Origin of the sequence: Brevundimonas lutea (assembly GCF_003704105.1) — a bacterium.
Taxonomy (GTDB): domain Bacteria; phylum Pseudomonadota; class Alphaproteobacteria; order Caulobacterales; family Caulobacteraceae; genus Brevundimonas; species Brevundimonas lutea.
This window is the reverse complement of record NZ_QUOQ01000004.1, coordinates 336,481-359,904: the sequence shown is the minus strand read 5'-3', so window position 1 is coordinate 359,904 and position 23,424 is coordinate 336,481. Positions and strand designations below refer to the sequence as shown.

20 protein-coding genes are annotated in these 23,424 nt (G+C 68.9%); 11 read left to right on the top strand and 9 right to left on the bottom strand.

What is annotated here, in order from left to right; genetic code table 11:
* Positions 1-30 precede the first annotated feature (30 nt).
* From EES48_RS09035 to EES48_RS09020, 4 genes are all read right to left on the bottom strand, one after another.
* Complete coding sequence (locus EES48_RS09035) at positions 31-1,692, bottom strand: amidohydrolase (protein WP_122466048.1); 1,662 nt, start codon at positions 1,690-1,692, stop codon at positions 31-33.
* A 219-nt stretch (positions 1,693-1,911) separates the two neighbouring features.
* Entirely contained in the window at positions 1,912-4,089 is a 2,178-nt protein-coding gene (locus EES48_RS09030; protein ID WP_122466047.1) for a prolyl oligopeptidase family serine peptidase, read from the bottom strand.
* A 164-nt stretch (positions 4,090-4,253) separates the two neighbouring features.
* Entirely contained in the window at positions 4,254-6,431 is a 2,178-nt protein-coding gene (locus EES48_RS09025; RefSeq protein WP_122466227.1) for a prolyl oligopeptidase family serine peptidase, read from the bottom strand.
* A gap of 101 nt (positions 6,432-6,532) precedes the next feature.
* Positions 6,533-7,165 carry a glutathione S-transferase family protein gene (locus EES48_RS09020; protein WP_122466046.1) on the bottom strand — a complete coding sequence of 211 codons (633 nt, stop codon included), beginning with the start codon at positions 7,163-7,165 and terminating at the stop codon, positions 6,533-6,535.
* 35 nt (positions 7,166-7,200) lie between these two features.
* Between EES48_RS09020 and nudC the strand changes: the two genes are divergently transcribed.
* Entirely contained in the window at positions 7,201-8,160 is a 960-nt protein-coding gene (gene nudC, locus EES48_RS09015) for an NAD(+) diphosphatase (protein ID WP_122466045.1), read from the top strand.
* Here the strand turns inward: nudC and EES48_RS09010 are convergent.
* Both EES48_RS09010 and EES48_RS09005 read right to left on the bottom strand, forming a co-directional pair.
* Positions 8,157-8,396, bottom strand: a complete 240-nt coding sequence (locus tag EES48_RS09010) for a helix-turn-helix transcriptional regulator (RefSeq protein WP_122466044.1) — start codon at positions 8,394-8,396, stop codon at positions 8,157-8,159. The genes nudC and EES48_RS09010 overlap by 4 nt on opposite strands.
* Positions 8,389-9,093, bottom strand: a complete 705-nt coding sequence (locus EES48_RS09005) for a hypothetical protein (RefSeq protein ID WP_122466043.1) — start codon at positions 9,091-9,093, stop codon at positions 8,389-8,391. The genes EES48_RS09010 and EES48_RS09005 overlap by 8 nt, the downstream gene beginning before the upstream one ends.
* A gap of 110 nt (positions 9,094-9,203) precedes the next feature.
* On the opposite strand from EES48_RS09005, the gene mnmA reads away from it, so the two are divergent.
* On the top strand, positions 9,204-10,418 hold the full coding sequence (gene mnmA / locus EES48_RS09000; RefSeq protein ID WP_205679411.1) for a tRNA 2-thiouridine(34) synthase MnmA: 1,215 nt from the start codon (positions 9,204-9,206) through the stop codon (positions 10,416-10,418).
* Positions 10,419-10,452: 34 nt separating this feature from the next.
* Positions 10,453-10,974: a hemerythrin domain-containing protein gene (locus EES48_RS08995; RefSeq protein ID WP_122466041.1), complete on the top strand. Its 522-nt coding sequence runs from the start codon at positions 10,453-10,455 to the stop codon at positions 10,972-10,974.
* 2 nt (positions 10,975-10,976) lie between these two features.
* Here EES48_RS08995 and EES48_RS08990 read toward each other — a convergent pair whose 3' ends face one another.
* Positions 10,977-11,777 carry a tetratricopeptide repeat protein gene (locus EES48_RS08990; protein WP_122466040.1) on the bottom strand — a complete coding sequence of 267 codons (801 nt, stop codon included), beginning with the start codon at positions 11,775-11,777 and terminating at the stop codon, positions 10,977-10,979.
* An 86-nt stretch (positions 11,778-11,863) separates the two neighbouring features.
* Between EES48_RS08990 and EES48_RS08985 the strand changes: the two genes are divergently transcribed.
* Both EES48_RS08985 and EES48_RS08980 read left to right on the top strand, forming a co-directional pair.
* Positions 11,864-13,249: a leucyl aminopeptidase family protein gene (locus tag EES48_RS08985; protein ID WP_122466039.1), complete on the top strand. Its 1,386-nt coding sequence runs from the start codon at positions 11,864-11,866 to the stop codon at positions 13,247-13,249.
* 48 nt (positions 13,250-13,297) lie between these two features.
* Positions 13,298-14,041 (top strand): C40 family peptidase, encoded by a 744-nt coding sequence (locus EES48_RS08980; RefSeq protein ID WP_240623292.1) that lies wholly within the window; start codon positions 13,298-13,300, stop codon positions 14,039-14,041.
* On the opposite strand, the gene EES48_RS08975 is transcribed toward EES48_RS08980, so the two are convergent.
* Positions 14,038-16,095 carry a phytase gene (locus tag EES48_RS08975; RefSeq protein ID WP_122466038.1) on the bottom strand — a complete coding sequence of 686 codons (2,058 nt, stop codon included), beginning with the start codon at positions 16,093-16,095 and terminating at the stop codon, positions 14,038-14,040. The two genes, EES48_RS08980 and EES48_RS08975, sit on opposite strands and share 4 nt — an antisense overlap.
* 150 nt (positions 16,096-16,245) lie before the next feature.
* Between EES48_RS08975 and EES48_RS08970 the strand changes: the two genes are divergently transcribed.
* The 3 genes from EES48_RS08970 (at position 16,246) to ahcY (ending at position 19,739) form a co-directional block, all read left to right on the top strand.
* A complete protein-coding gene (locus EES48_RS08970; RefSeq protein ID WP_122466225.1) occupies positions 16,246-17,874 on the top strand; it encodes an alpha-D-glucose phosphate-specific phosphoglucomutase in 1,629 nt (542 codons plus the stop codon).
* On the top strand, positions 17,874-18,233 hold the full coding sequence (locus EES48_RS08965) for a hypothetical protein (RefSeq protein ID WP_122466037.1): 360 nt from the start codon (positions 17,874-17,876) through the stop codon (positions 18,231-18,233). Before EES48_RS08970 ends, EES48_RS08965 begins: the two co-directional genes overlap by 1 nt.
* 105 nt (positions 18,234-18,338) lie before the next feature.
* Positions 18,339-19,739: an adenosylhomocysteinase gene (ahcY, locus tag EES48_RS08960; protein ID WP_122466036.1), complete on the top strand. Its 1,401-nt coding sequence runs from the start codon at positions 18,339-18,341 to the stop codon at positions 19,737-19,739.
* A gap of 21 nt (positions 19,740-19,760) precedes the next feature.
* On the opposite strand, the gene EES48_RS08955 is transcribed toward ahcY, so the two are convergent.
* Positions 19,761-20,882 carry a hypothetical protein gene (locus EES48_RS08955; protein WP_122466035.1) on the bottom strand — a complete coding sequence of 374 codons (1,122 nt, stop codon included), beginning with the start codon at positions 20,880-20,882 and terminating at the stop codon, positions 19,761-19,763.
* 130 nt (positions 20,883-21,012) lie between these two features.
* Here EES48_RS08955 and EES48_RS08950 point away from each other — a divergent pair, with 130 nt between their 5' ends.
* From EES48_RS08950 to rplS, 3 genes are read left to right on the top strand one after another with little or no spacing between them, the layout of a single operon-like run.
* A complete protein-coding gene (locus tag EES48_RS08950; protein WP_122466034.1) occupies positions 21,013-22,149 on the top strand; it encodes a serine hydrolase domain-containing protein in 1,137 nt (378 codons plus the stop codon).
* 46 nt (positions 22,150-22,195) lie between these two features.
* A complete protein-coding gene (gene trmD / locus EES48_RS08945; protein WP_122466033.1) occupies positions 22,196-22,924 on the top strand; it encodes a tRNA (guanosine(37)-N1)-methyltransferase TrmD in 729 nt (242 codons plus the stop codon).
* A complete protein-coding gene (gene rplS, locus EES48_RS08940; protein WP_122466032.1) occupies positions 22,921-23,346 on the top strand; it encodes a 50S ribosomal protein L19 in 426 nt (141 codons plus the stop codon). Before trmD ends, rplS begins: the two co-directional genes overlap by 4 nt.
* Positions 23,347-23,424: the final 78 nt, after the last annotated feature.

Genomic DNA, 23,424 nt, shown 5'->3' with positions numbered 1-23,424 from the left:
TCTATAACCACGCCGCGGACGGAGGGTTGCTCAGGAACCCTCGGCGCGCCACACGACCTCGCCATCGACCACCGTCATGACAGGCACGGCCGTCGGGATGTCCGCCTCCGGCACGGTCATCAGGTCGCGGTCGAACACCGAGAAGTCGGCCCGCTTGCCCACTTCGATGGTGCCCAGCTCGTCCTCGCGGAAGCTGGCGTAGGCCGGCCAAAGGGTGAACATCTTCAGCGCCGTGTCGCGCGACACCGCCTCCTGCGGCCGCCAGTCCGGACCCTGAAAGCCGTTCAGGTCACGACGCGCCACGGCGGCGTAGAACTCGATCAGGGGATCGCCTCGTTCCACCGGCGCGTCCGAGCCGCCGACCACGATCACGTCGCGGTCAACCAGGCTTTTCCAGGCATAGGCGCCGTCCAACCGCGCGTCGCCCAGGCGGTCGGCGGCGAAATGCAGGTCGCCGATGGCATGGCTGGGCTGCATGGAGGCGATGATCGGCAAATCCGAGAACCGGCCATAGTGCTCGGGCTTCAGGATCTGGGCGTGTTCGATGCGCCAGCGAACGTCGCGGCCGTCCGCCCAGTCGCCCTGCGGCACCGCCTGCATGGCCTCGGCGTACCAGTCCGAGACCTCGGCGTTGCCCCGGTCGCCGATGGCGTGGGTGGCGATCTGGATGCCGCCGCGCAGCGCCGCCTCATAGACCGGCAGGGCCTGCTCGCGTGTCATCTGCATCAGGCCGGTGGTCTCGGGCGCGTCCGAATAGGGTTCGAACAGGGCCGCGCCGCGTGAGCCCAGCGCCCCGTCGGCGTACATCTTGATGGCGCGGGTGATGACGCGGCCGTCGGCAGCCTGGCGCGGTCCCGAGGCGATCAAAGCCTCGGCCCCGTCCGGCGTCACAGAGTTGTAGACCCGGATCGGCGCTTCGCCGGCCTCGGCCATCTGTTCCAGCAGCGGAATGTCGGCCCAGGGCGCGCTCATGAAATGCAGGCCGGTCCAGCCGTGCCGCGCCTCGAACGCAAAACCTTCGCGATAGGCGGCCCGGCGCGCAGCCTCGTCGCGTTCGGGCATCAAAGCGGCGACCAGCTGTTCCGCCGCGTCGATCAGCATGCCGTTGGGTTCGCCCTGGTCGTCCTTCAGGATGTCGCCACCGGTCGGGGCCTGAGTGTCGCGCGTGATCCCGGCCGCTTCCAGCGCGGGCGTCGAGGCGACCACGGCGTGGCCGTCGGCCCGGCCCAGCAGCACGACGCGCCCGGGCGCCGCCGCATCCAGATCCTGCCGGGTCAGAAAGCGATCTTCGGGCCAGTGGGTCTCGATCCAGCCGCGCCCGACGATGGGCCCATCGGGATGGCTCTCGGCCCAGGCGCTCAGCCGGCTCATGGCCTCCACGATCGAGGCCGAGCCCTCCAGATTCAGGGTCAGTTCGCGCTGGCCAATGCCGTCCAGATGGGCGTGGCCGTCGGTGAAGCCGGGGAACATCACCGCCGTGCCCAGATCGATGGTCTCCACCCCGGGCGCGTCCGGCAGATCGGCGACGGCGCCGACGAAGACGATCCGTCCGTCCCGCACCAACACCGCCTCGGCGATTGGAGCGTTTTCCACGCCGGTGTGGATCGTCCCACCCCGTACCAGCAGGTCCTGAGCGGCGGCCGGCAGGGCCAGGGCCATGCCGGCGACGGCGGCGAGAAGGGCGAGACGCATCAGAAAACCCCGACAGACTGTGACGACCGCCGCCTTGTGGCAGGGCTGGGAGCGGCCGTCACCTCCCCAACTATTCCTCACCCGCGAAGCGGGGGAGGGGGACCATGCGCAGCATGGTGGAGGGGGCGAGATTGCGCGCCGGCGCTCGCGTCTCGCCCCCTCCACCGCTACGCGGTCCCCCTCCCCCGAGGCTTCGCATCGGGGGAGGAAAAACATTGATCAGTCCATCAGCTGCTGCATCAGATAGACATAGTGCCGGGCCCAGCGGCGGGCGTTGGCGATGGGATCGGCGTCGTTGGAGTGGCCGCCGGCCGTGTCCTCGAAATACAGGTGGTCGTAGCCCATCTCGCCCAGACGGGCCGCGAACTTCCTCGCATGGCCCGGATGCACCCGGTCATCGCGGGTGTTGGTGGTGATGTAGACGCGCGGATAGTCGGCGTTCGGGCGCAGCTGCTGATAGGCGGAATACTCCGCGATCCAGGCGGCTTCCTCGGGGATGCGCGGGTCGCCGTACTCGCCGATCCACGACGCGCCTGCCGGCAGCTCGTGATAGCGCAGCATGTCGACCAGCGGGCTCTCGATCACGGCCGCGTCGAACAGGTCCGGGTTCTGGGTGATCGACACCGAGGTCAGCACCCCGCCGTTCGATCGGCCGTAGATGCCGAGGTGATCGGGCGAGGTGATCTTGCGCGCGATCAGGTCCTTGCCGACCGCCGCGAAGTCATCGAAGGCGCGCTGGCGGTTCTCGTTCAGCGCCGCCTGATGCCATTCGGGGCCGAACTCGCCGCCGCCCCGGATATTGGCCTGGACGAAGACGCCGCCATTCTCCAGCCACAGCTTGCCCATCTCGGGCTTGTAGGCGGGCGGGAAGCTGACTTGGAAGCCGCCGTAACCGAACAGGATGGTCGGCGCGGTTCCGTCCATCGCCAGGTCGCGCGGCATGACCACGAAATAGGGAATCTTGGTCCCGTCGGTGGAGGTCGCCTCGAACTGCTCCACCACATGGGTCGAGGCGTCGAACTTGGCCGGCGCCGCACGCAGCGTCTCGGGCGCGGTCGCCGTCTGCTCCAGCAGACCCAGCGTCGGCGGGGTCAGGAAGCCTTGGGCCGAAACAAACGCGCGGCCGGACTTCTTGGAGCTGTCGCCCAGGCTGACGGCGGAGTTTTCGGGAACCTGCAGGTCCGTGGCGCGCCATTCGCCATGGCGGGTATCGCCGGTAACGAACTGAAAGCGCTTCAGCGTGCCCACGACATTGTCCGACACCACCGCCAGCACGTGATCGCGCATCACCGAAACGCCCTGAAGCGACTGGCGCTCGCCGGGCCGGAAAATGGTGGTCAGGCTGGTGTTGGTCATGACAGGCTCGGCCTGACGCAGCATTTCGAAATCGGCGGCCACCAAGGTCCCGCCCGAGATCGTCTGGCCGCCGATGGTCCAGTCTTCATCCGGCGACAGCACCAGCTGGCGACCCAGCGTTCCGTGGATGCCGACCCGCTCGGGCAGGTTCAGCTCGACAGCCTCGCCGTCCACCCACTGCCAGGTCTCGGCGCTGAAGGTGTCGAGCGGACGGCGGAACAGCACCGCCTCCACCGCGCCCTCGGCGTCGCGATAGACCGAGGCGCTGACGCCATAGCCGCCGTCGCCCTGTTCGCCGCGATAAACCTCGGTCGCCTGGTCCAGCGTCTGGCCGCGCGCCAGCGACTTGATGATGTAGGGGTAGCCGCTCTCGGTCAGGGTGCTTTGACCGTTTTCCGGGCCAAAGTCGGTGGCCACCAGCAGGGTGTCCTGATCTAGCCAGCTGAGCCGGTGCTTGCCCTCGGGCAGGTTGAAGCCGCCCTCGACCCAGGTCTTGGTCGCGGTGTCAAACTCGCGCACCACCACCGCGTCCTTGCCGCCGTCCGACAGATTGACCAGGCAGCGGGTCTCGTCAGGCGCCAGGCACTGCGCACCCTTCCACACCCAGTCGCGGCCTTCCTCGCGCGCCAGGGCGTCCACGTCGATCAAGGTCTCCCACTCGGCGTCGCCGCCACGATAGGACTCCAGCGTCGTGCGTCGCCACAGGCCCTTGGGATTGGTCGCGTCCTGCCAGAAGTTGCCCAGGCCCTCGCCCAGGAAGACCGGATAGGGAAGGCGGTCCGACGCCGTCAGGATCGCCTCGGCCTCCGCCCTCAGTTCCTCATAGCGGGGATCGCCTTCAAGCACGCCGAGCGACCTTTCGTTCGACGCCCGCACAAAGGCCATGGCCTCCGCCCCGTCCACCTCCTCCAGGGCCAAATGGTCGTCCGCCGCCGCGACGGCCTCGGGTGTCAGGTCGGCCGGGAAATGCGGCGGGCGATCCTGGGCCATGGCGGGCAGGGCCAGGGCGGCGAGGGCGGTGGCGGTCATCAACAGGCGCATGGGTCACTCCGTGTCTTTCGATCCTCCCATGACGCGAAGCGTCGGGGGAGGGGGACCATGCGAAGCATGGTGGAGGGGGCGAACCACGAGGGCTGATGTGTGGGGCTGGCCCCCTCCACCGCTACGCGGTCCCCCTCCCCCGCTGGCGCGGGGGAGGGAAGGGTCTAGTCCTGGGCCGGCTCGTCCATCAGCCGGCGGGTCAGATAGGTGTACTCCAGCGCCAGGCGCCGCGCCGTCTCGCGCAGGTTGGCGCCGGCCGCGTGGCCGCCGTCGGTGTTCTCATAGAACAGCACCTCGTGGCCCTGTTCGATCATGCGGGCGGCCGCCTTTCGGGCGTGGCCGGGGTGGACCCGGTCGTCCTTGGTCGAGGTGTGGATGAAGACTTCGGGATAGTCCGCCTCGGCGCTCAGCCGCTGATAGGGGGAGTACTCCTCGATCCAGGCGCGCTCCTCGGGGATGTCCGGGTTGCCATATTCGGCGATCCAGCTGGCCCCGGCCAGCAGCTTGTGGAAGCGCAGCATGTCGAACAGCGGCACCTGGATAACGGCCGCGTTGATCAGGTCCGGCCGCTGGGTCAGCATCGCGCCCATGAACAGCCCGCCCTGCGAGCCGCCCATGATCCCCAGGTGCGGCTGGCTGGTGACGCCGCGGCGGATGACATCCTCGGCCACGGCCTGGAAGTCCTCGTGCGCCCGCTGGCGGTTCTCCTGCAGCGCCGCCTGGTGCCAGCGCGGGCCGAACTCGCCGCCGCCGCGCGTATTGGCCACCACATAGACGCCGCCCCGCTCCAGCCACAGCTTGCCGACCGTGGCCGAATAGCCGGGCAGCAGCGACGACTGGAAGCCGCCATAGCCGTACAGCAGCGTGGGGCTGGATCCGTCCATCGGCATGGCCTCGCGGTGGACCACGAAATAGGGGATGCGCGTGCCGTCCTTCGACGCCGCCTCGAACTGCTGGATGGTCAGACCCTCGGCGTCGAACTTCTCGGGCAGGCTCTTGGCCTCGGCGAGGTCCAGCGACGCCGCGTCGGCCAGATAGAGGGTCGAGGGGGTCAGATAGTTGGCGGCGGTGACAAACACCCGATCGTCCAGGTCGCTGGCCGAGCCGATGCCGACGGTGACGTTCTCGGGCAGGGCCAGTCGCTGGCGCGTCCAGGCCCCGTCGTCGCCGCGGCTGTAGCTGTAGACGCCGCCGCGCACGTTTTCGGTCATGGCCACGACGAGGCGATTACGGGTGGCCGAGACGCTCTCGATCGCCTCGCGCTCGCCCGGCCGCAGGATCAGCTCCAGCGGGGTGGTGTCGGGCGCAGTCTTCAGCCCCTCCAGGTTCCAGGCGATCAGATCGCCGGTGGCGAACGCCTGGCCGTTCGGCGCGGTCCAGTCCTCATTGGTGGTGAACACCAGTTGGTCGTCCAGCAGCGCCTCGATCTGCACCTTGGAGGGCAGCGGCAACTGTCGGGTCACGTCGCCCTCCAGCAGATGGGTCTCGGCGTCGTAGAAGCCGACCGACCGGTCGATCAGCACCGCCTGCAGCACGCCGTCGGCGTCGCGCAGGGTGTAGGCGCTGGAGGCCACGTCGGCCTTCTCGCCGCGGAACAGCTCGACGGCCTCGCTCGGGGCCTGGCCACGCATCAGGCGGCGCACCGTCAGCGGATAGCCGCTGTCGGTCAGGGTGTCGGGCCCGAAGTCCTGGGAGATCAGCAGGGTGTTCTCGTCGACCCAGGTCGCCCCGCCCTTGGATTCCGGCAGATTGAAACCGTTCTCGACAAACTGGCGCGTGTCGCGATCGAACTCGCGCGTGACTACGGCGTCCTTGCCGCCATCCGACAGAAACACCAGGCAGCGCCGATTGTCCGGCGCCAGGCAGGACGCGCCCTTGTAGACCCAGTTCTTGCCCTCGGCCTCGGCCAGGGCGTCGATGTCCAGGATGGTCTCCCACTGGGGATCGTCGGTCAGATAGCTGTCGACCGAGGTCGTGCGCCAGATGCCGCGCACATGCTCGGCGTCCTGCCAGAAGTTGTCGATCACCTCGCCGGCCGAGGTGCGCACCAGGCCCGGCATTGGAATGCGGTCCTGAGCCTCGACCAGGGCCAGCGCCTGATCATAGAGCCCCTGATAGCGCGGATCGCCCTGCAGCACGCCGAGCGAGCGATCGTTCTGGCCCTCGACCCACTCCATGGCCCGCTCGCCTTCGATCTCCTCCAGCCACAGATACGGGTCGGACGCCGGCGCCGCCGTGGTCGGGGCGGCGGTGGAAGAGGCGGCGGCGTCCTGGGCCATGGCGGCTCCCGAAAGGCTGAGGGCGGCGACCAGGGCGGAGGCCGAAACGAGCGTGCGGATCATCAAGAGCGCCTGACATAGGTCTGAGAAGGGCGCGACCCTATCCATCGTCCCCGCCCGCGGAAAGTTACCGGGCTGTAATGCGACCGTGGGTCGCTGGGCGCTCAACCCTCCTTCGGCATGAGCGCGTCGTCTTTCTCGGCGGCCCGCGTCCAGGCCGGACGCGCCTCCAGCCGCTGGGCGTAATCGACGAAGGCCGGACGGTCGGGCAGTGACTTGAACATCAAGCCCCAGCTGATCTGGGCGCCGACATAGACGTCTGCCGCGCTGAACCGGTCGCCCAGGATCCAGGGGCCGGGCTTCAGGGCGTGCTCCAATCCGTCGACCACGGCGTCATAGCTGCCGTAACCGACCATGGCGGCCTTTTCGGGCGGCGGCAGGGTACCCAGCGACCTTGCCGTCACCGCAGCCTCCAGCGGCCCGGCCGCGAAGAACAGCCAGCGATAATAGGGTCCACGCAGGGGGCTCGACGTCGCGGGTGCGAGACCCGCCTCGGGGAAGGCGTCGGCTAGATAGGCGCAGACGGCCGCCGCCTCGGTGATCGTCTGGCCGCGATGGGTGATGGCCGGCACCTTGCCCATCGGATTGACGGCCAGATACTCGGGCGCCTTCATGGTTGTGCCGTAGTCGAGGATCTCGGCGCGATACGGCCGGCCGACCTCCTCCAGCATGATGCGGGCGATGCGGCCGCGCGACATGGGGTTGGTGTAGAGGACGATCTCATCGCTGTCGGACATGGCGGCGCTCCCGGCGCGGGTCTAAGACGGCGGCCATGTCCGCCCGCCGACCGCCCGCCGTCAACCGGTCCGTTTCCTGGCCCGTGACCCGTTTCGCCGGCAATCCGCTGGATCGCGCGGGTGATCTTCGCAACGATCCCGACTGGCTGGCGGAATGCCGGGCCGAGGCTTCGGGGCGTGCCCTGCTGCTGTGGGAAGGCCGGCCGCTGGTCCGAGAGGACGACGACCAGCTGGTCTGGCTGTCGCTTGACCACGCTTTCGACCTCGCGCCTGACCGGTCGGCGTTCCTGGGTCAGGAGGGCGAGGCGCCGGTGTTCGCGGTGGAGATCGAGGGCGCCGACGATCCGTCCGAAGGTCCCGTGCGCGGCCTGGGCCGGTTTGTCGAGATGCGCGCCGCCGCCGGTCTGTTGCCCGAACCAGAAGCGGCCATGGCGGGCGCGGCCAAGAGCCTGTTCGACTGGCGCCGGCGTCACGGCTTCTGCGCCGCCTGCGGCCAGCGCACCCACGACGCCTGCGGGGGGTGGAAGCGCGTCTGCGCCGCCTGCGAGACCGAGCATTTTCCGCGGGTCGACCCGGTGGTGATCATGCTGGTGCTGCACACGGGCGAGGATGGGGCCGAGCGCTGCCTGCTGGGGCGTCAGGCGTCCTGGCCGACGGGTCGCATGTCGGCCCTGGCCGGGTTCGTCGAGCCCGGCGAGAGTCTGGAGGAGGCCTGCGCCCGCGAGGTCGCGGAGGAGGCCGGCCTGACCGTAACCGCCGTCCGCTATCACGCCAGCCAGCCCTGGCCGTTTCCGTCGCAACTGATGATCGGCTTGATGGCCGAGGTGTCGGATGACGACGCCCGTCCGGACCAGACCGAGCTGGAGGCCGTGGCCTGGCTGACGCGAGAGGAAGCGCGCGAGGTTCTGGCGGATCGCCATGCCTCGATCCGTCCGCCGACCCCGGTGGCCATCGCTCACCTGTTGCTGCAGGCGTGGGTCGAAGCAGACCGCTAACCGCCCGCGCGGGGCGGCAGATCGTCATCGTCCAGCAGGTGGAACAGCGCCTCCACCGGCTGGCCCAGAACCCGGCTCAGCACCAGGGCCAGGGTGGTCGAGGGGGTGAAGACGCCGTTCTCGACGGTGTTGATGGTCTTGCGCGACACCCGCGCCTTCTCCGCCAGCTCGGCCTGGGTCAGGCCCATCGCCACCCTCGCCTCGCGCAGCCGGGGCTCCAGCCGTCGCTCACTCATCCAGATCGGCCCGGCGGTCCAGAATGGCGAACCACAGGCCCGGCGCCACCGATCCGATGGCCAGGGTCATGGGCGCCAGCACCATGGCCAGACGCGGATCGAACAGGGCGATCGCGTAGAGCAGGCAGGCGCCGCCCATCAGCACGCCGTAGCCCACACCCCAGGCCTTGCCGCGCATGGCGACGCTCAGCTCGTCGTTGAGGTAGCGGCGAAGCTTGGGCGTCCGCCGTTCATGCCAGGATCCGGCCAGGGTCAGGGGGGCGGTGATCGCCACGACCAGGATCATGCCCGCCCGAATCCACCAGTTGAAGTCGGTCGCTTCACCGAAATAGACCGCGTCCATCACGGCGATCGTGCCGAGTATTCCCAGGATGAAGGCCGACAGCGGCAGGGCGAACAGACGCCCCCGACGCTCGCGCTGCAAGCGGTCACCGTAGGGCGTCTTCGGATCGGGTGAGGCCATCTCGCGCGCCGCGCCCATGCTGAGCGCGAAGACGAAGATGGCGGCCCCGGCCAGCAGGGCGGCCAGGGCCACCAGGGGCGCGACGGCGGTGAGTCCGCTCGTCCGGTCCTCGCTGGTCAGGAACAGGGCGATCATCGCAGACGCCACGCCCGCCATCGCCGCGACGATGATCAGCGCCAGCTTGCGGTTGAAGATGACGGACTTGCCCGTCTTTCTGGAGGCCTTGTCATCCATCGGAATGCTCCCTGTAACCCTGAGGTGACATATCACCTATGGGTTACATCTGGTCAAGTGGAAATCGTCCAGGCCTCGAAATCGCGCGCTTCGGCGACTAGATAGCGGCCATGACCCTCGCCGAGCCTCTCTGCCCGGTTCCCGACATCGCCCCCATGACCTCTCCGGCGGACATGGACGCGGCGATCGCTTCCGCGCGCGCGGCGGTCGGCCTGCCTGTCGGATCGCGGGTGGTGGCGGCCATGTCCGGCGGGGTCGACTCCACCGTGGTCGCGGCCCTGCTGCACAAGGCCGGCTATGAGGTCGTGGGGGTGACACTACAGCTCTACGACCACGGCGCGGCGCTGAAGAAGAAGGGCGCCTGCTGCGCCGGCCAGGACATTCACGACGCCCGGCTGGCCGCCGAAACCCTGGGCATCCCCCACTATGTGCTGGATTACGAGAGCCAGTTCCGCGACGCGGTGATCGACCAGTTCGCCGACAGTTACCTGATGGGCCGCACTCCGGTGCCGTGCATCCGCTGCAATCAGACGGTCAAGTTCCGCGACCTGCTGGACGTGGCCCGCGACCTGGGCGCCGAGGCCATGGCCACCGGCCATTATGTGCGTCGTGCGGTCGGCGCCGACGGTCGCAGCCAGATGCGCAAGGCCATCGATCCCTCGCGCGACCAGTCCTACTTCCTGTTCGCTACCACGCGGGCCCAGCTGGACTATCTGCGCTTTCCCCTGGCCGATCTGGAAAAGCCCCAGGTGAGGGGCGTGGCGGCCGAATTGGGCCTCCGGATCGCCGCCAAGCCGGATAGCCAGGACATCTGTTTCGTGCCCTCTGGCGACTACCGCACCCTGATCGACCGGCTGCGGCCGCAGGGGCGCGAGGCCGGCGAGATCGTGCATATGGACGGCCGGGTGCTGGGCGCACACGGCGGCATCACCGACTACACCATCGGCCAGCGCCGGGGGCTGAATGTCGCCGTGGGAGAGCCGCTGTTCGTGGTCCGGCTGGAGCCCGAGGCGCGGCGCGTCGTGGTCGGGCCGCGCGAGGCCCTGTTGACCGCGTCCCTGACCCTGGAGGAGACCAACTGGTTGGGCGACGAGTCCGACATGGCGACGGCGGCCGAGACCGGGCGATCGGTGCTGGCGCGCGTGCGTTCGACGCGCGATCCGTCGCCGGCCCGGATGGCCGTGGAGAACGGCGCGGTCGGCGTGATCTTCGACGAAGGCGAGGAAGGCGTCGCCCCCGGCCAGGCCTGCGCCCTTTACGACCCCGCCGACCCGGACCGCCTGCTGGGGGGCGGCTTCATCGCCGCGACCGCGGCTGTCGCCTGAGGCCTCTTCAGACGCGCTGGATCAGCGGGACGGGTTGCCGGCCCAGCACCGCTGGCTGTTGGCCGAACTGCCCCGCGACCGGTGGTCCGACCAGACCCTCCCGCCCGTCGCCAGCCATTGGCTGGCCATGCACCAGGGCTTTCGTCAGGCCCAAGCCGCCATGGATCAGGTGATCGCCGCCCACCGGGCGGGCGAGATCGATGCGGCCGGCCTGCACCCGCGCCTGATCCCAACGCTGGGCGGTTTCCTCCAACATCTGGACGGCCACCACCGGATCGAGAGCGGCCACTATTTCCCGCAGTTCCGCCGTCTCGAGCCGCGCATCCAGGCCGGCATCGACCTGCTGGACCGCGACCACGACGCCGTCCATGCCCACCTAGAAGCCCTGGCCGAGCACGGCCGCGCCTTTCATCAGGTGGTCACGTCCCGCGCCCCGGCCGGAGACGCCGCGCGCCGCCTGGCCGAGACGGTCGACCGCGCTGCCGGTCCGCTGATCCGTCACCTCGACGACGAGGAGGACATCGTCATCCCCCTGATGGCCTTGAGGTTCAGCTAGACTCAGCGCCCTTCTAGGCTGTTCCACGTCCGCGCCTGGCCGGTGGTCGCGCCTCCGGTCTGGCTGCGCAGCCAGGCCAGGTTCCGCTCGGCCTGTTCGGGGGGCAACTCGCGGCGGATGATCTGCTCGGCCTCGGCCGCCTTGCCCTGCAGCCCGAGGATCAGGGCGAGGTTCAGTTTGATCTTGAGATCAGCGCCCGGCTGGGCGACGGCGCGGCGCAGCAGGGTCTCGGCCCCCGCCGGATCGCCCGCCGTGGCCTGGGCCATGGCGGCGTTGGTCAGGATGTTGGGATTGTCGGGCGCCAGTTGCAGGCCGGCGTTCCAGGCCTGGCGGGCTTCCTCATGACGGCTGACCTGCTGATAGGCGACGCCCAGCAGCGACAGGGGCCGCCAGTCGCGCGGCGCCAGGTCGCGCGCCTCCTCAAGCCGACGGATGCCGTAGAAGGCCTGGCCCCGGGCGATGTGGGCCCGACCGACCTCCAGCATGGCGTCGACGTTTTGCGGCTGGGTGACCAGCACGCCCTCGGCCGTTTCGGCGGCCTTGTCGAATTGGCCCAGCTCGCGCAGCGCCTCAGCCAGCTTCACGCCGGCGACCGGGTCATTGGGCGCGATGTCGCGCTGCCCGGCCCAGAAAGCCGAGCGGACCAGGGGGTCGAGGCGATCGTAGGCGGCGCGCTCCTCGGCGGTCGCGGCGCGCGGCGCCTGGGCCGCGGCCTGCGCCTGCGACGGCTGGTTCTGGGCCAGAGCCTGACCGGTCGTGGCCATCAGGGCGGCGGTTGCGAGGGCGGCGAGGGTGCGCGACATGGAGGCTCCAGACGTGCCGGGCGAAGATCAGCCTCCAGCATCGCCCGGCGGCGTCAACGATCGGTTAACCAACCCGGAGCCCGCCCATGGCCGACACTCTGATCGCCACCGAGCACGCGGATGGCGCGCGGCCGATCCACTTGGTGACCAAGGGCGGGGAGATTTCCGGCGGCGATACGATCCGCGTCTGGGCCCGCGCCCACGACTTCACTGGCGCGGCGGGACAGCTGCTGATTGCGCCCGGTCCTGATGGTGATCCCTCCGCCGCCCTGTTCGGCATTGGCGACCGGTTCGATCCTTTCGCCATTCGGGCCCTGGCGGCGCGCCTGCCGGCCGGAGACTGGCGGCTGGAGGGCGTCGGCGCAGACGACGGACGTCTCGCCGCTTTGGCCTTCGCCCTGGGAGGATACCGGTTCGATCGCTACAAGCGCCGCGACGGCGCCCGGCCCCGGCTGGTGGCGCCGGAGGGGGCCGACCTGGCCGAGATCCACCGCATCGCCGCCGCCGCCGCCCTGGCGCGCGAGATGGTCGACACCCCCGCCGCCGACATGGGGCCGCTGCAGATCGAGACCATCGCCCGCGAGATCGCTGAGGCGCACGGAGCGGCCATCACCGTCACGACAGGCGACGACCTGCTGGAGGCGAACTACCCGGCCGTCCACGCCGTCGGCCGCGCCGCCGCGCCGCACCGCGCTCCGCGCCTGATCGAGATCGGATGGAATCTCGACGCCGCCGACCGCCCGCTGATCGCCCTGGTCGGCAAGGGCGTGGTGTTCGACACCGGCGGCCTGGACCTCAAGCCCGCCGCCGGCATGCGCAACATGAAAAAGGACATGGGGGGCGCGGCCCACGCCTTGGCGCTGGCGCGGCTGGTCATGCAGGCCGACCTGCCCGTGCGGCTAGTGGTGCTGGTCGCGGCGGTTGAGAACGCGGTCTCGGCGGACGCCTTCCGCCCCGGGGACATTCTGCGGACCCGCGCCGGCCTGACCGTCGAGGTCGGCAACACCGACGCCGAGGGGCGGCTGATCCTGGCCGACGCCCTGACGCGAGCGGGCGAGCATTCGCCGGATCTAACCATCGACTTCGCCACCCTGACCGGCGCGGCGCGCGTCGCCCTGGGGCCCGAACTGCCCCCGCTCTACACCGACGATGACGCGCTGGCCGAGGCGGTGAAGGCGGCGGGCCGCGCGGTGCGCGATCCCGTCTGGCGGATGCCGCTGTGGCCCGGCTACCGCGACGCTTTGAACAGCGAGATCGCCGACCTCCGCAACGACTCCGCCGCCTGGGCGCAGGGCGGCTCGATCACCGCCGGCCTGTTCCTGCAAAGGTTCGCGCCCATGACGGGTTCGTGGGCGCACCTGGACATCTTCGCCTGGAATCCGCGCGCCCAGCCGGGACGCCCGGAGGGTGGCGAGCTCCAGGCCGCGCGGGCCGTTTATCAAATGCTGCGCGAGCGCTATCCCCGCGATTAACCGGACCCGTTAACGGGCTTTTGGCGGTCCGGGGTATAGGGCTGGACAGTGATCCGCCCGGCCGACATCGACGATCCGCGCCTGCGCCCCGCGCATGGTGACCTGGCCGACCAGCGGCTGGAGGGCCTGTGGCGTGCGCCGGCCTATCGCACGGGCCGCCCGATGCGGGTCACGGCGCCGACGCTCGATCTGGTGGACGCCGACGGCCGGCGCCAGACCCAGCTGCTGTTCGGCGAGACCTTCGAGGCCCTGGTGATCGAAGGCGGCCGCGCCTTCGGCCGCTGCGCCCGTGACGGCTATGTCGGCTGGGTCGAGGCCGCGGCCCTGTCGGTCGAGCGTCTTGAGCCCACGCATCGCGTGGCGACGGCTGATGGCGACCTGCCGCTGAACGCCCTCGTCCGGATCGAGCCGGGCGAGCCCGCCGAGGGTCTGGCCGACCTGTTCGCCTTCGACGACGATCCCGCCGCCGTGGCCGAGCGCTTCCTGGGCGCGCCCTATGCCTGGGGCGGTCGCACGCGTCAGGGCATCGACTGCTCTGGCCTGGTCCAGGCGGCGTTGTTCGCCTGCGGCCTCGGTTGTCCGCGCGACGCCGACATGCAGGCGCGCGAGCTCGGTCACGAAACCAGCGACGCGCCCCGCCGAAACGACCTCGCCTGCTTGGACGGCCACATCGGCCTGATGCTGGACGCAGAGCGCCTGATTCACGCCGACGGTAAGGCCGGCGCGGTGGTCGTCATGCTCCTGGCGGATGTCGAGGCGATCAGAGGCCCGGCGCGCCTGCGCAGGCTTTAGCGCCTGACCTCCAGGTCCAGCGCCCGGGCGATATCGGTCCAGCTGACATATTTGAAGTTCTGACGCGCATTGGGCAGCAGGTTGCGGCCGTCCTGAGCGATCATGGCGCCGTGCTCGAAACCGGGGCCCAAATTGCGGCTGGTGACCTCCAGGCCGTCGGTTTCGGAAATGCCGTCGATGCCCCCCGGACCGTCCGCCACCACCACGAACGAGCCCAGATAGGCCTGGTCGCCCTCGCGGCGATAGACGGCGTAGCTGTCGTTGCCCTGGCTGGACACGACGATATAGCCGCGCCCGCCCCCCAGGTCGTAGATCGCCACCCCCTCCAGATCGTCCTTCAGCGCCGGGTTGTCGGCGATGGCCTGGACGCTTTCCATGCCCATCCCGCCGTCCGGCGCGGCGCTCAGCCGCCACAGGCCGACGTCCTCCTCGGCGACATAGAGCACGCCGGTTTCGTCGTCGGCGACGCAGCCCTCGACTTGCGACGAAAAGGCGAAGTCGCGAACCCGTTCGGTCCGCACCCGGCTATTCCCGGCATCGACCACGCGCCACTGACGCTTTTCGCCGTTGGAGTCGTTGATGAAGACGAAGGTCCCGCCCTCGGCGTCCTGGTACAGGCACATCCCATAGGGATCGCCCTGATCGGTCGGCTGCGGGCCGTCGGCGATGTTCACCAGGCGGCGCGCCTCGGTGTCCAGGCGATACATGGCGATGCTTTTGTCGGTGCGGTTGCTGGCCGCGACCAGCACGATCTCCTCGCCGCCGAGCGAAACGCCGTCGCGGACGTCGACATTGTTCATCTTGCCGTCGGTCAGGTGCTGAACCACCTGACCCTGCATGTCGTAGAGATACAGGCCGCCGGTCTTGTCCGTGCCAATCACCAGGCTGGCGGCGGGATTGGCTGCATTGACCCAGATGGCCGGATCGTCGGCGGCGTCGCCGTAGCCGGCCACGGGCGCGGTCTCGATCCGCGCGGTGACCGCCGGCATCCGCTCGGGCGCGGCGGCGGTCAGGGGCTGGGGCTGGCCGACGGGACGATCAACCGCCCCCAGCAGCGTCGAGACGGGGATCAGCTTGTAGTTCGCTCCGCCCTCGGCGTCCTCGTCGGTGACGACCAGGGCGCCGTTCGACAGCGCGCCGCCCAGCGCCTGACCAACCGCTGACAGCCCGCCCGGCTCGGCGATGGCTTCGCCTTGCGGCCCCGTCGGTGTTACCGCGCCGACGAAAGCGTGGTCGGCCTCGCGGTCATAGACGAACAGCTGGCCCGAAGACGCATCCGAGGCGATCAGGTGGCGCGCGCCCTCGCCGCCGTCCATCAGGGCCAGCCCGCCCAGTTCTTCGGTGACCCGTCCCAGCCCGACCGCGTCGATCAGCTCGGGAATGGCTTCAGCCTCGGGATCGGAGGGGAAGCGCCACAGACCGACCGCCTCCTCGGCGACATAGAGATCGCCGGTGCGGTCGTCGGCTACGCAGAACTTCAGCGAAGAGGGCAGGGCCAGACGTCGCGCCGGCCGGGTGGCGATGCCGCCCTCGCCGTCGGCATAGACCAGGCGCTGATCGATCTCGCCGCCGTCGCCGACGCCGACCACATACAGCGCGCCGTCGCGCGGATCCCGCGCGAAACAGACGCCTTCGACCGCATAGCCAAGGCTCTCTCCCGCCGCGCCGACCTCGGTCAGGGCGCCGTCGGCGATCGTCCAGAACCGCAGGGTCTGGGTCGCGACGTCGCTGGTCACCAGCAGGGTCCCGTTGCCGCCGGCCAGATCGACGTCGTGGCGCACATCGACCGACACCGCCTCACCAGCCGGTACGGTCAGCAGGCGCTCCCCGGCCAGGCTGAAGACATCCAGCCCGTCCATGCCCGCCGTCCCGACCACGACCCCGCCCTCGGCGAGCGCGGGGTCCGCCACGATCACCGCCTGATTGGCTTCATTGCGCGCGCTGGGCTGGGTGGCCGCGGCCGCCGTCACGGATGGCGCCTCCTGCGCCGCAGACGGGGTTCCCGCCATCACGGCCAGCGTCGCCGCTGTCAGCATCAGTCCGCGTCGAGCCATTCCTGCATCCCCCAAAGGCCGCAATCGAGGTCTCGGCCTTTATGATCCGTCTGTGTCGCCCGGGACGACGCTTTGATGAAGCCTTTGCGACGATCCGCCCGCCGCCGCTTGAAACGGAACCCTTGGCCGTCGAAACAGCTTGCGATGACCATGCTCCGAACCGTCGCCGTCACGCCCTTCTCCGACCAGAAGCCGGGGACATCCGGTCTTCGAAAGAAGGTCGCCGTCTTCCAGCAGCCGCATTATGCGGAGACCTTCATTCAGGCGGTGTTCGACGAGGTCGGCGAGGCGCGAAAAGGCGCCACCCTTGTTATCGGCGGCGACGGCCGGTTCCTGAACCGCGAGGTGATCGGACGCGCCGTCCGCATGGCCGCCGCCAATGGCTACGGCCGGGTGCTCGTGGGGCAGGGCGGCATCCTGTCGACTCCGGCCGCCAGTCATCTGATCCGGCTGAACAAGGCTGCGGGCGGCCTGATCCTGTCGGCCAGCCACAATCCCGGCGGCCCGAACGGCGACTTCGGCATCAAGTACAACATCGCCAACGGCGGCCCGGCCCCGGAGGCCTTCACGGCCGCCGTCCATGCCCGCAGCCAGGCCTTGGCGGAATATCGCATCCTCGACGCCGCCGAGATCGACCTCGACCGGTTGGGCGACACCCGTCTGAGCGACACGGTCGTTCAGGTCGTCGATCCAGTCGCCGACTACGCCGCCCTGATGGAGACGCTGTTCGACTTCGACGCCATCCGCGCCTGGCGAGAGGCGGGCGGTCGGTTCGTTTTCGACGCCATGCACGCGGTCACGGGGCCATACGCGACCGAAATCTTCGAGCGGCGACTGGGCTTCGCCGACTGCGTCTCGAACGGCGTCCCTCTGGAGGATTTCGGCGGCGGCCATCCCGATCCCAATCTGATCCACGCCAAGGCGCTGCACGACCGGCTGATGGGGCCGGGCGCGCCTGATCTGGGCGCCGCCTCGGACGGCGACGGCGACCGCAATCTGATCATCGGGCGAGGGCGGTTCGTGAACCCGTCCGACAGTCTCGCCATCCTGGCCGCCAACGCCCACCTTGCGCCGGGCTACTGCGACGGAATCAAGGGCATCGCCCGCTCCATGCCCACCAGCCGCGCCGCCGACCGGGTGGCCGAAGCTCTGGGAGTCGAGTTGCACGAGACGCCAACCGGATGGAAGTTCTTCGGCAATCTGCTCGACGCCGGGCGGGTCACCCTGTGCGGCGAGGAGAGCGCCGGCACCGGCTCGGACCATGTGCGCGAGAAGGACGGCCTGTGGGCCATCCTTCTTTGGTTGAACATTCTCGCCGCCCGCCGCCAGTCGGTCGATGAGATCGTCCGCGAACACTGGGCGACCTACGGCCGCAACTACCACGGTCGCCATGACTACGAGGGGCTGGACACAGAGGTAGCGGAGGGCCTGGTCGCCGATCTTCGCGCGGGCCTGGCGTCGCTGCCCGGCCGTTCGATCGACGGCGTGACAGTGACCGCCGCCGACGATTTCGCCTACCACGATCCGATCGACGGATCGGTCAGCCGCCATCAGGGGATCCGGATCGACCTGGCCGGCGGCTCGCGCGTGGTGTTTCGCCTGTCGGGCACCGGGACCTCGGGCGCCACGCTCCGGATGTACCTCGAGCGCTACGAGCCCCCGGAGGGCGACCTCGATCTCGACCAGGTCAAGGCGCTGGCGCCGGTGGTGCGCCTGGCGAACGAGCTCGCCGGCATCGCCGCGCGCACCGGTCGGGCCGAACCGGATGTGGTGACCTGATGTCTCGGCTGCCTGGGCCCGCCGCCATGCTGGCGTTGATTGGACTCACCGCCTGCGCCTCCAGCCCGGAGGCGGTCACCGAAGCGCCGGTGCGCCACGCCTTTGTCAGCGGCCAGCCGCCGCGCGTCGCCGCGGCGTGTGTCGCCCAGGCGCTCGACGGCCTGCGCTCCGGTCTCGATCCACGCCCATTGCGTCCGCAGGTCAGCGAGATTTATGGGCGGTTTCGGGTCGGTCTGGGCTCCGAGGACGATTTCGTCGCGATCGGCCCCACCTATCCGGTCGGGAGCCGCGTGGAAGTCCGTGGCGGCCCGCCCGATCCGGATGTGATCCGCCGCCTGGACAGCTGCCGGGCGCGCTAGGGGTCATATAAGGATATCCTTATGGCTTCCTTGCCCGCGCCGTCCGCGCGGTCTATGAGGCGCGCCAATCCGACATCGACGCCCTTCCGCAAGGAGCCGCATCCCATGGCCGACGCCCACGACTACATCGTCCGCGACATTTCGCTCGCCCCCTACGGCGACAAGGAAATCGCCATCGCCGAGACCGAGATGCCCGGCCTGATGGCCCTGCGCGACGAGTTCGGCGCGGCCCAGCCGCTGAAGGGCGCCCGCATCGCCGGCAGCCTGCACATGACCATCCAGACCGCCGTGCTGATCCAGACGCTGGAAGCCCTGGGCGCCGAGGTGCGCTGGGCGTCGTGCAACATCTATTCGACCCAGGACCACGCGGCGGCCGCCATCGCGGCTTCGGGCACGCCGGTGTTCGCCACCAAGGGCGAAACCCTTGAGGAGTACTGGGAGTACGCTCACAAGATCTTCGAATGGGCCGACGGCGGCTATCCGAACCTGATCCTGGACGACGGCGGCGACGCCACCCTGCTGTGCGTGCTCGGCCCCAAGGCCGAGAAGGACGCCTCGGTGCTCGACAAGCCCGAGAACGAGGAGGAAGAGGCCCTCTATGCCGTGATGAAGCGGTATCTGAAGGAAAAGCCCGGCTTCTATTCGGCCATCCGCGACGCCATCGGCGGCGTGTCGGAAGAGACCACCACCGGCGTTCACCGCCTGTATCAGATGGCCGAGCGGGGCGACCTGCCGTTCCCGGCGATCAACGTCAACGACAGCGTCACCAAGTCCAAGTTCGATAACCTCTACGGCTGCCGCGAGAGCCTGGTCGACGCCATCCGTCGCGGCACCGACGTCATGCTCTCGGGCAAGGTCGCGGTGGTCTGCGGCTATGGCGACGTGGGCAAGGGCTCGGCCGCCTCGCTGCGTCAGGGCGGCGCCCGCGTGATCGTCACCGAGATCGACCCGATCTGCGCGCTGCAGGCGGCGATGGAAGGCTATGATGTCCAGACGCTGGACGATGTCGCCGACAAGGCGGACATCTTCGTCACCGCCACGGGCAACAAGGACGTCATCACCGTCGACCACATGCGGGCGATGCGGCACAACGCCATTGTCTGCAACATCGGCCACTTCGACAGCGAAATTCAGGTCGCGGGCCTCAAGAACATGGTCTGGGACGAGATCAAGCCCCAGGTCGATCACGTCGAATTCCCGGACGGGAAGCGCATCATCCTGTTGTCCAAGGGCCGCCTGGTGAACCTGGGCAACGCCACCGGGCACCCCAGCTTCGTGATGTCGGCGTCCTTCACCAACCAGACGCTGGCCCAAATCGAGCTGTGGACCAACAAGGACCAGTATCAGAACCAGGTCTATGTCCTGCCCAAGCACCTCGACGAGAAGGTCGCCATGCTGCACCTGGGTAAGCTGGGGGCCAAGCTGACCACCCTGAAGGCGGATCAGGCCAAGTACATCAACGTGCCGGTCGAGGGCCCCTTCAAGCCCGAGCACTACCGCTACTGATCGACTGTTGGCCCGGGCGGCTCAGGCCGCCTGGGGCTGGGCCGGCATATCGGTGTCGCGTTCGGCCAGGCTGGACTCGAAGTCCATAAAGACGTCGATCAGTTCCTCGACCGAGGGCGGCGGCTTGCCCTCGCCGAAGCGGAAGTTCCAGAAGCTGACGATGTGCTGGATGGCCCCGACCTGATCGCCCAGGCGGGTGAACAGCATCGGCGCATCCAGCAGAAACTCGCGGAACGCCGTTGGTCGCCCGTTAGTGGTCAGGTGCGCATAGGCGTCGTCATAGACCTTCAGCGTGCCCATGACCGTCTCGCGCGTGCGCAGAATCTTGCGGCGCAGGACCTCGCGGCTGCGGCCGATGTATTCCCGGCTTTCCTGATCCAGCGGGCCCATCGGCCGCACAGTGGCGATCGCTTCCGCGACCCGACGAATATCGGTCATGACGCTGGCCAGAGACCATTTATAGTAGAGGAAGCCCTTCCAGCAGAAGACGCCCTCGGCGTACTCGTTGTGGGCCAGCCTCAGCGTCTGGCGCAGCGGCTCCATCTCCTCGCCCTGGGCATTCGACAGGATTTTGGCCACGAGGCGCGAGGCGTGACCCTCGACCCCCACCGCCGAACCCATGCTCATCGTCACCAGCGGGGTGATCTCGTCCCGGGCAAACTGGAACATCCGCTTCAGATCGGCCTCGGTCAGGTCGAAATAGCAGCGGTCAGGCTCGATCTCGTGTCTCTTCAGTTGCTCGCGCAGCAGGAAGGGGTCGAGCGACGGCAGCTCGTCCAGAAGGCGCAGCGTCTTGAGGTCACTCTCCGTGAAGCCGGACCCGAACGTGCTCTTCATCGAGTCGGCAAACCGCAGTTGATCGACGAAGACCGAGCGCCCGCCCAGCCGCAGGTCGGTCGGATCGATGGGCAGCAGCACCTTGGTGGCCACCTGCCGCCGGCTGGCGAACAGGTCCATTTCGTCGCGCCGCAGACGGTGTTTGATGATCAGCGAACGGTTCAGCAGCGGGTTGCGAAACAGCGGATTGGCGGCCCAGGCCTCGTCACTCCCATGCCGACGCCATACAGCCAGCAGGTTCAGCACCCGCGACGTCGAGGCCGAGGATTGCAACAGAGCCAGATTGCGGACGGAGCGATCGGTCATGGTCTCGCGATCATCATCAGACGATGGCCCCCCCGGACCGGTAGAGATCACGGTTATTCATAAACCCTGACGGTTTGGTTACCGCGTCCCGAACCGCTGACGCCGGCGCGGCGCTGCGCTAGGGAGGGCTATGACCGACATCAACGGCCTTTGCCCCGACCGTTTCGCGCCCGTACGCGACGCCTTCGCCGCCAACTTCACCGACGCGCCCGAAGGGCTGAACGAGCTGGCCGCCCGCTTTTCGGTCTGTGTCGACGGCGAACTGATTTTGGACCTGTGGGCCGGTCACGCCGACACGGCTCGCAGCCGCCCGTTCGAGGCTGACACACTCGTCCCCGTTTTCTCGACCGGCAAGTCGGTGATGAGCCTGATGATCGCCTCTGCGGTCGAGCGGGGGCTGATCGCCTATGACCAACCGGTCGCTGAGGTGTGGCCAGAGTTCGGTCAGGCCGGGAAGGACAGGCTGACCCTGGCCCAGCTTATGAGCCATCAGGCGGGCCTGCCGGGTTTCTCTGAGACGATAGACCCGTCGCTGTGGTTCGACCGGGAGGCGGTGCTGGACCGGCTGGCGGCCCAGGCGCCGATGTGGCCGCCGGGCACGGCGTCCGGCTATCACCCCATCACCATCGGCTTTCTGGCGGGCGAGGTGTTCCGCCGTGTCGATGGCCGCTCGATGGGTCAGGCCCTGCGCCAGGATTTCGCAGACCCGTACGGCCTCGACCTGTGGATCGGCCTGCCGGAGGACCGGCACGACCGGGTGGCCCAGCTTCGCAAGCCCACGGCCGCTCCGGACCTGGGGACGATCGACGCCATCAAGCGCTCGGCCTTCCTGGATCGCGGCTCCTCGCCCGGCGGGCGCGGCTCGGCCGAATGGCGCATGGCCGAGATTCCCTCGGCCAATCTGCATGGTCGCGCCGACGCCCTGGCCCGCATCCTGGGGATCATCGCCACCGGTGGACTGATGGACGGCAAGCGGGTGCTGTCCGGCCTGACCCTGGCGCAACTGCTTGAAGAGCGTATCCGTGGCGCCGACTTGGTCGTGCCGTTTGAGATGAGCTGGGCCGCTGGCCTGATGCGCAATGAGACGCTGAAGGTGTTCGGAGCGAACCCGGAGGCCGTCGGCCACAGCGGGTGGGGCGGCTCCATGGCCATGGCCGACCCGGCGCGCGGCGTCTCGGCCGCCTATGTCATGACCCGCCAATCACCACACCTGATTGGGGATCCCCGGTCGGTGAGGCTGGTCGAGGCGCTATACGCGGCGCTTTGAGGCCTGCGCTCGCGCCCGCGGCGGTTTGAGGCTAAGTCACCGCGCCATGTTCACCGCCTCCGTTCTGACCATGTTTCCGGAAGCCTTTCCGGGGCCGCTGGGCGTCAGCCTGATCGGCTCGGCGTGGCGCGAGCGCGGCCTGTGGAGCCTCGAAACGGTTGACATAAGGGGGTTTTCCACCGATAGGCGCGGCTTCCTGGACGACACCCCTGCGGGGGGTGGTCCCGGAGCGGTTCTCAAGGCGGACGTGGTGGCCCGGGCGGTGGATAGCCTTTCCGGACCGCGGCGGCCGCTTTTGTACATGAGCGCCCGGGGTCGGCCCCTGACCCAGGCGCGCGTGCGTGAGTGGGCCAAAGCGGACGGCGTCGTCGTCCTCTGCGGGCGGTTCGAGGGGGTGGATCAGCGCGTGCTGGACGCGCGCGGGTTCGAGGAGGTCAGCGTCGGAGACGCGGTTCTCGCCGGTGGCGAGGCGGCGGCGATGGTGGTGATCGAGGCGTGCGTAAGACTGATCCCCGGAGTGCTCGGCCAGGCGGACAGCCTGTCCACCGAAAGCTTCGAGGACGGGCTTCTGGAGCATCCGCAATATACGCGACCGCGGACGTTCGAGGGGCTTGAGATACCCGAGGTGCTGGTGTCAGGCGACCATTCAAAGATCGCAAAATGGCGTCAGGAGCAGCGGGAGACGACCACGCGGGAGCGGCGCCCGGACCTCTGGGCGCAACATTCCGCCAATTCACAGCCAAGGGGCGCAAAAGCCCGAGGAGAAGACGAATGAACATCATCCAGCAGCTCGAGGCCGAAGAGAAGGCCCGTCTGGTCGAAACCCGCGCCATCCCGAACTTTCAGCCGGGCGACACCCTGCGCGTCAATGTGCGGATCAAGGAAGGCGAGCGCGAACGCGTTCAGGCCTTCGAAGGCGTCTGCATCGCCCGTGACGGCGGCGGCGTGAACGAGACCTTCACCGTGCGCAAGATCTCCTTCGGCGAAGGCGTGGAGCGCAAGTTCCCGATCCTGTCGCCCAACATCGAATCCATTGAGGTCAAGCGTCGCGGTGTCGTCCGTCGCGCCAAGCTCTATTATCTGCGCGATCGTCGCGGCAAGTCGGCCCGGATCGCCGAGCGTCAGACCGCCCGCACCCCCAAGAACGCCGTCGAGGTTCCGGAAACCGGCAAGGCCGAAGGCGCCGCCGAGAGCTGATTCCAGCCGCACCCGCGGATACGAAAAAAGGGCCCCGGTTCGCGCCGGGGCCCTTTCTCATGTCTGGATCAGCAGCAA

What these genes read in the sequence shown, in the direction of transcription:
- EES48_RS09035 (WP_122466048.1), bottom strand. Translation starts at nt 1,692, where the DNA reads ATGCGTCTCGCCCTTCTCGCCGCCGTCGCCGGCATGGCCCTGGCCCTG.
- EES48_RS09030 (WP_122466047.1), bottom strand. Translation starts at nt 4,089, where the DNA reads ATGCGCCTGTTGATGACCGCCACCGCCCTCGCCGCCCTGGCCCTGCCC.
- EES48_RS09025 (WP_122466227.1), bottom strand. Translation starts at nt 6,431, where the DNA reads ATGATCCGCACGCTCGTTTCGGCCTCCGCCCTGGTCGCCGCCCTCAGC.
- EES48_RS09020 (WP_122466046.1), bottom strand. Translation starts at nt 7,165, where the DNA reads ATGTCCGACAGCGATGAGATCGTCCTCTACACCAACCCCATGTCGCGC.
- nudC (WP_122466045.1), top strand. Translation starts at nt 7,201, where the DNA reads ATGTCCGCCCGCCGACCGCCCGCCGTCAACCGGTCCGTTTCCTGGCCC.
- EES48_RS09010 (WP_122466044.1), bottom strand. Translation starts at nt 8,396, where the DNA reads ATGAGTGAGCGACGGCTGGAGCCCCGGCTGCGCGAGGCGAGGGTGGCG.
- EES48_RS09005 (WP_122466043.1), bottom strand. Translation starts at nt 9,093, where the DNA reads ATGGATGACAAGGCCTCCAGAAAGACGGGCAAGTCCGTCATCTTCAAC.
- mnmA (WP_205679411.1), top strand. Translation starts at nt 9,204, where the DNA reads ATGACCCTCGCCGAGCCTCTCTGCCCGGTTCCCGACATCGCCCCCATG.
- EES48_RS08990 (WP_122466040.1), bottom strand. Translation starts at nt 11,777, where the DNA reads ATGTCGCGCACCCTCGCCGCCCTCGCAACCGCCGCCCTGATGGCCACG.
- EES48_RS08985 (WP_122466039.1), top strand. Translation starts at nt 11,864, where the DNA reads ATGGCCGACACTCTGATCGCCACCGAGCACGCGGATGGCGCGCGGCCG.
- EES48_RS08975 (WP_122466038.1), bottom strand. Translation starts at nt 16,095, where the DNA reads ATGGCTCGACGCGGACTGATGCTGACAGCGGCGACGCTGGCCGTGATG.
- EES48_RS08970 (WP_122466225.1), top strand. Translation starts at nt 16,246, where the DNA reads ATGCTCCGAACCGTCGCCGTCACGCCCTTCTCCGACCAGAAGCCGGGG.
- EES48_RS08965 (WP_122466037.1), top strand. Translation starts at nt 17,874, where the DNA reads ATGTCTCGGCTGCCTGGGCCCGCCGCCATGCTGGCGTTGATTGGACTC.
- ahcY (WP_122466036.1), top strand. Translation starts at nt 18,339, where the DNA reads ATGGCCGACGCCCACGACTACATCGTCCGCGACATTTCGCTCGCCCCC.
- EES48_RS08955 (WP_122466035.1), bottom strand. Translation starts at nt 20,882, where the DNA reads ATGACCGATCGCTCCGTCCGCAATCTGGCTCTGTTGCAATCCTCGGCC.
- EES48_RS08950 (WP_122466034.1), top strand. Translation starts at nt 21,013, where the DNA reads ATGACCGACATCAACGGCCTTTGCCCCGACCGTTTCGCGCCCGTACGC.
- trmD (WP_122466033.1), top strand. Translation starts at nt 22,196, where the DNA reads ATGTTCACCGCCTCCGTTCTGACCATGTTTCCGGAAGCCTTTCCGGGG.
- rplS (WP_122466032.1), top strand. Translation starts at nt 22,921, where the DNA reads ATGAACATCATCCAGCAGCTCGAGGCCGAAGAGAAGGCCCGTCTGGTC.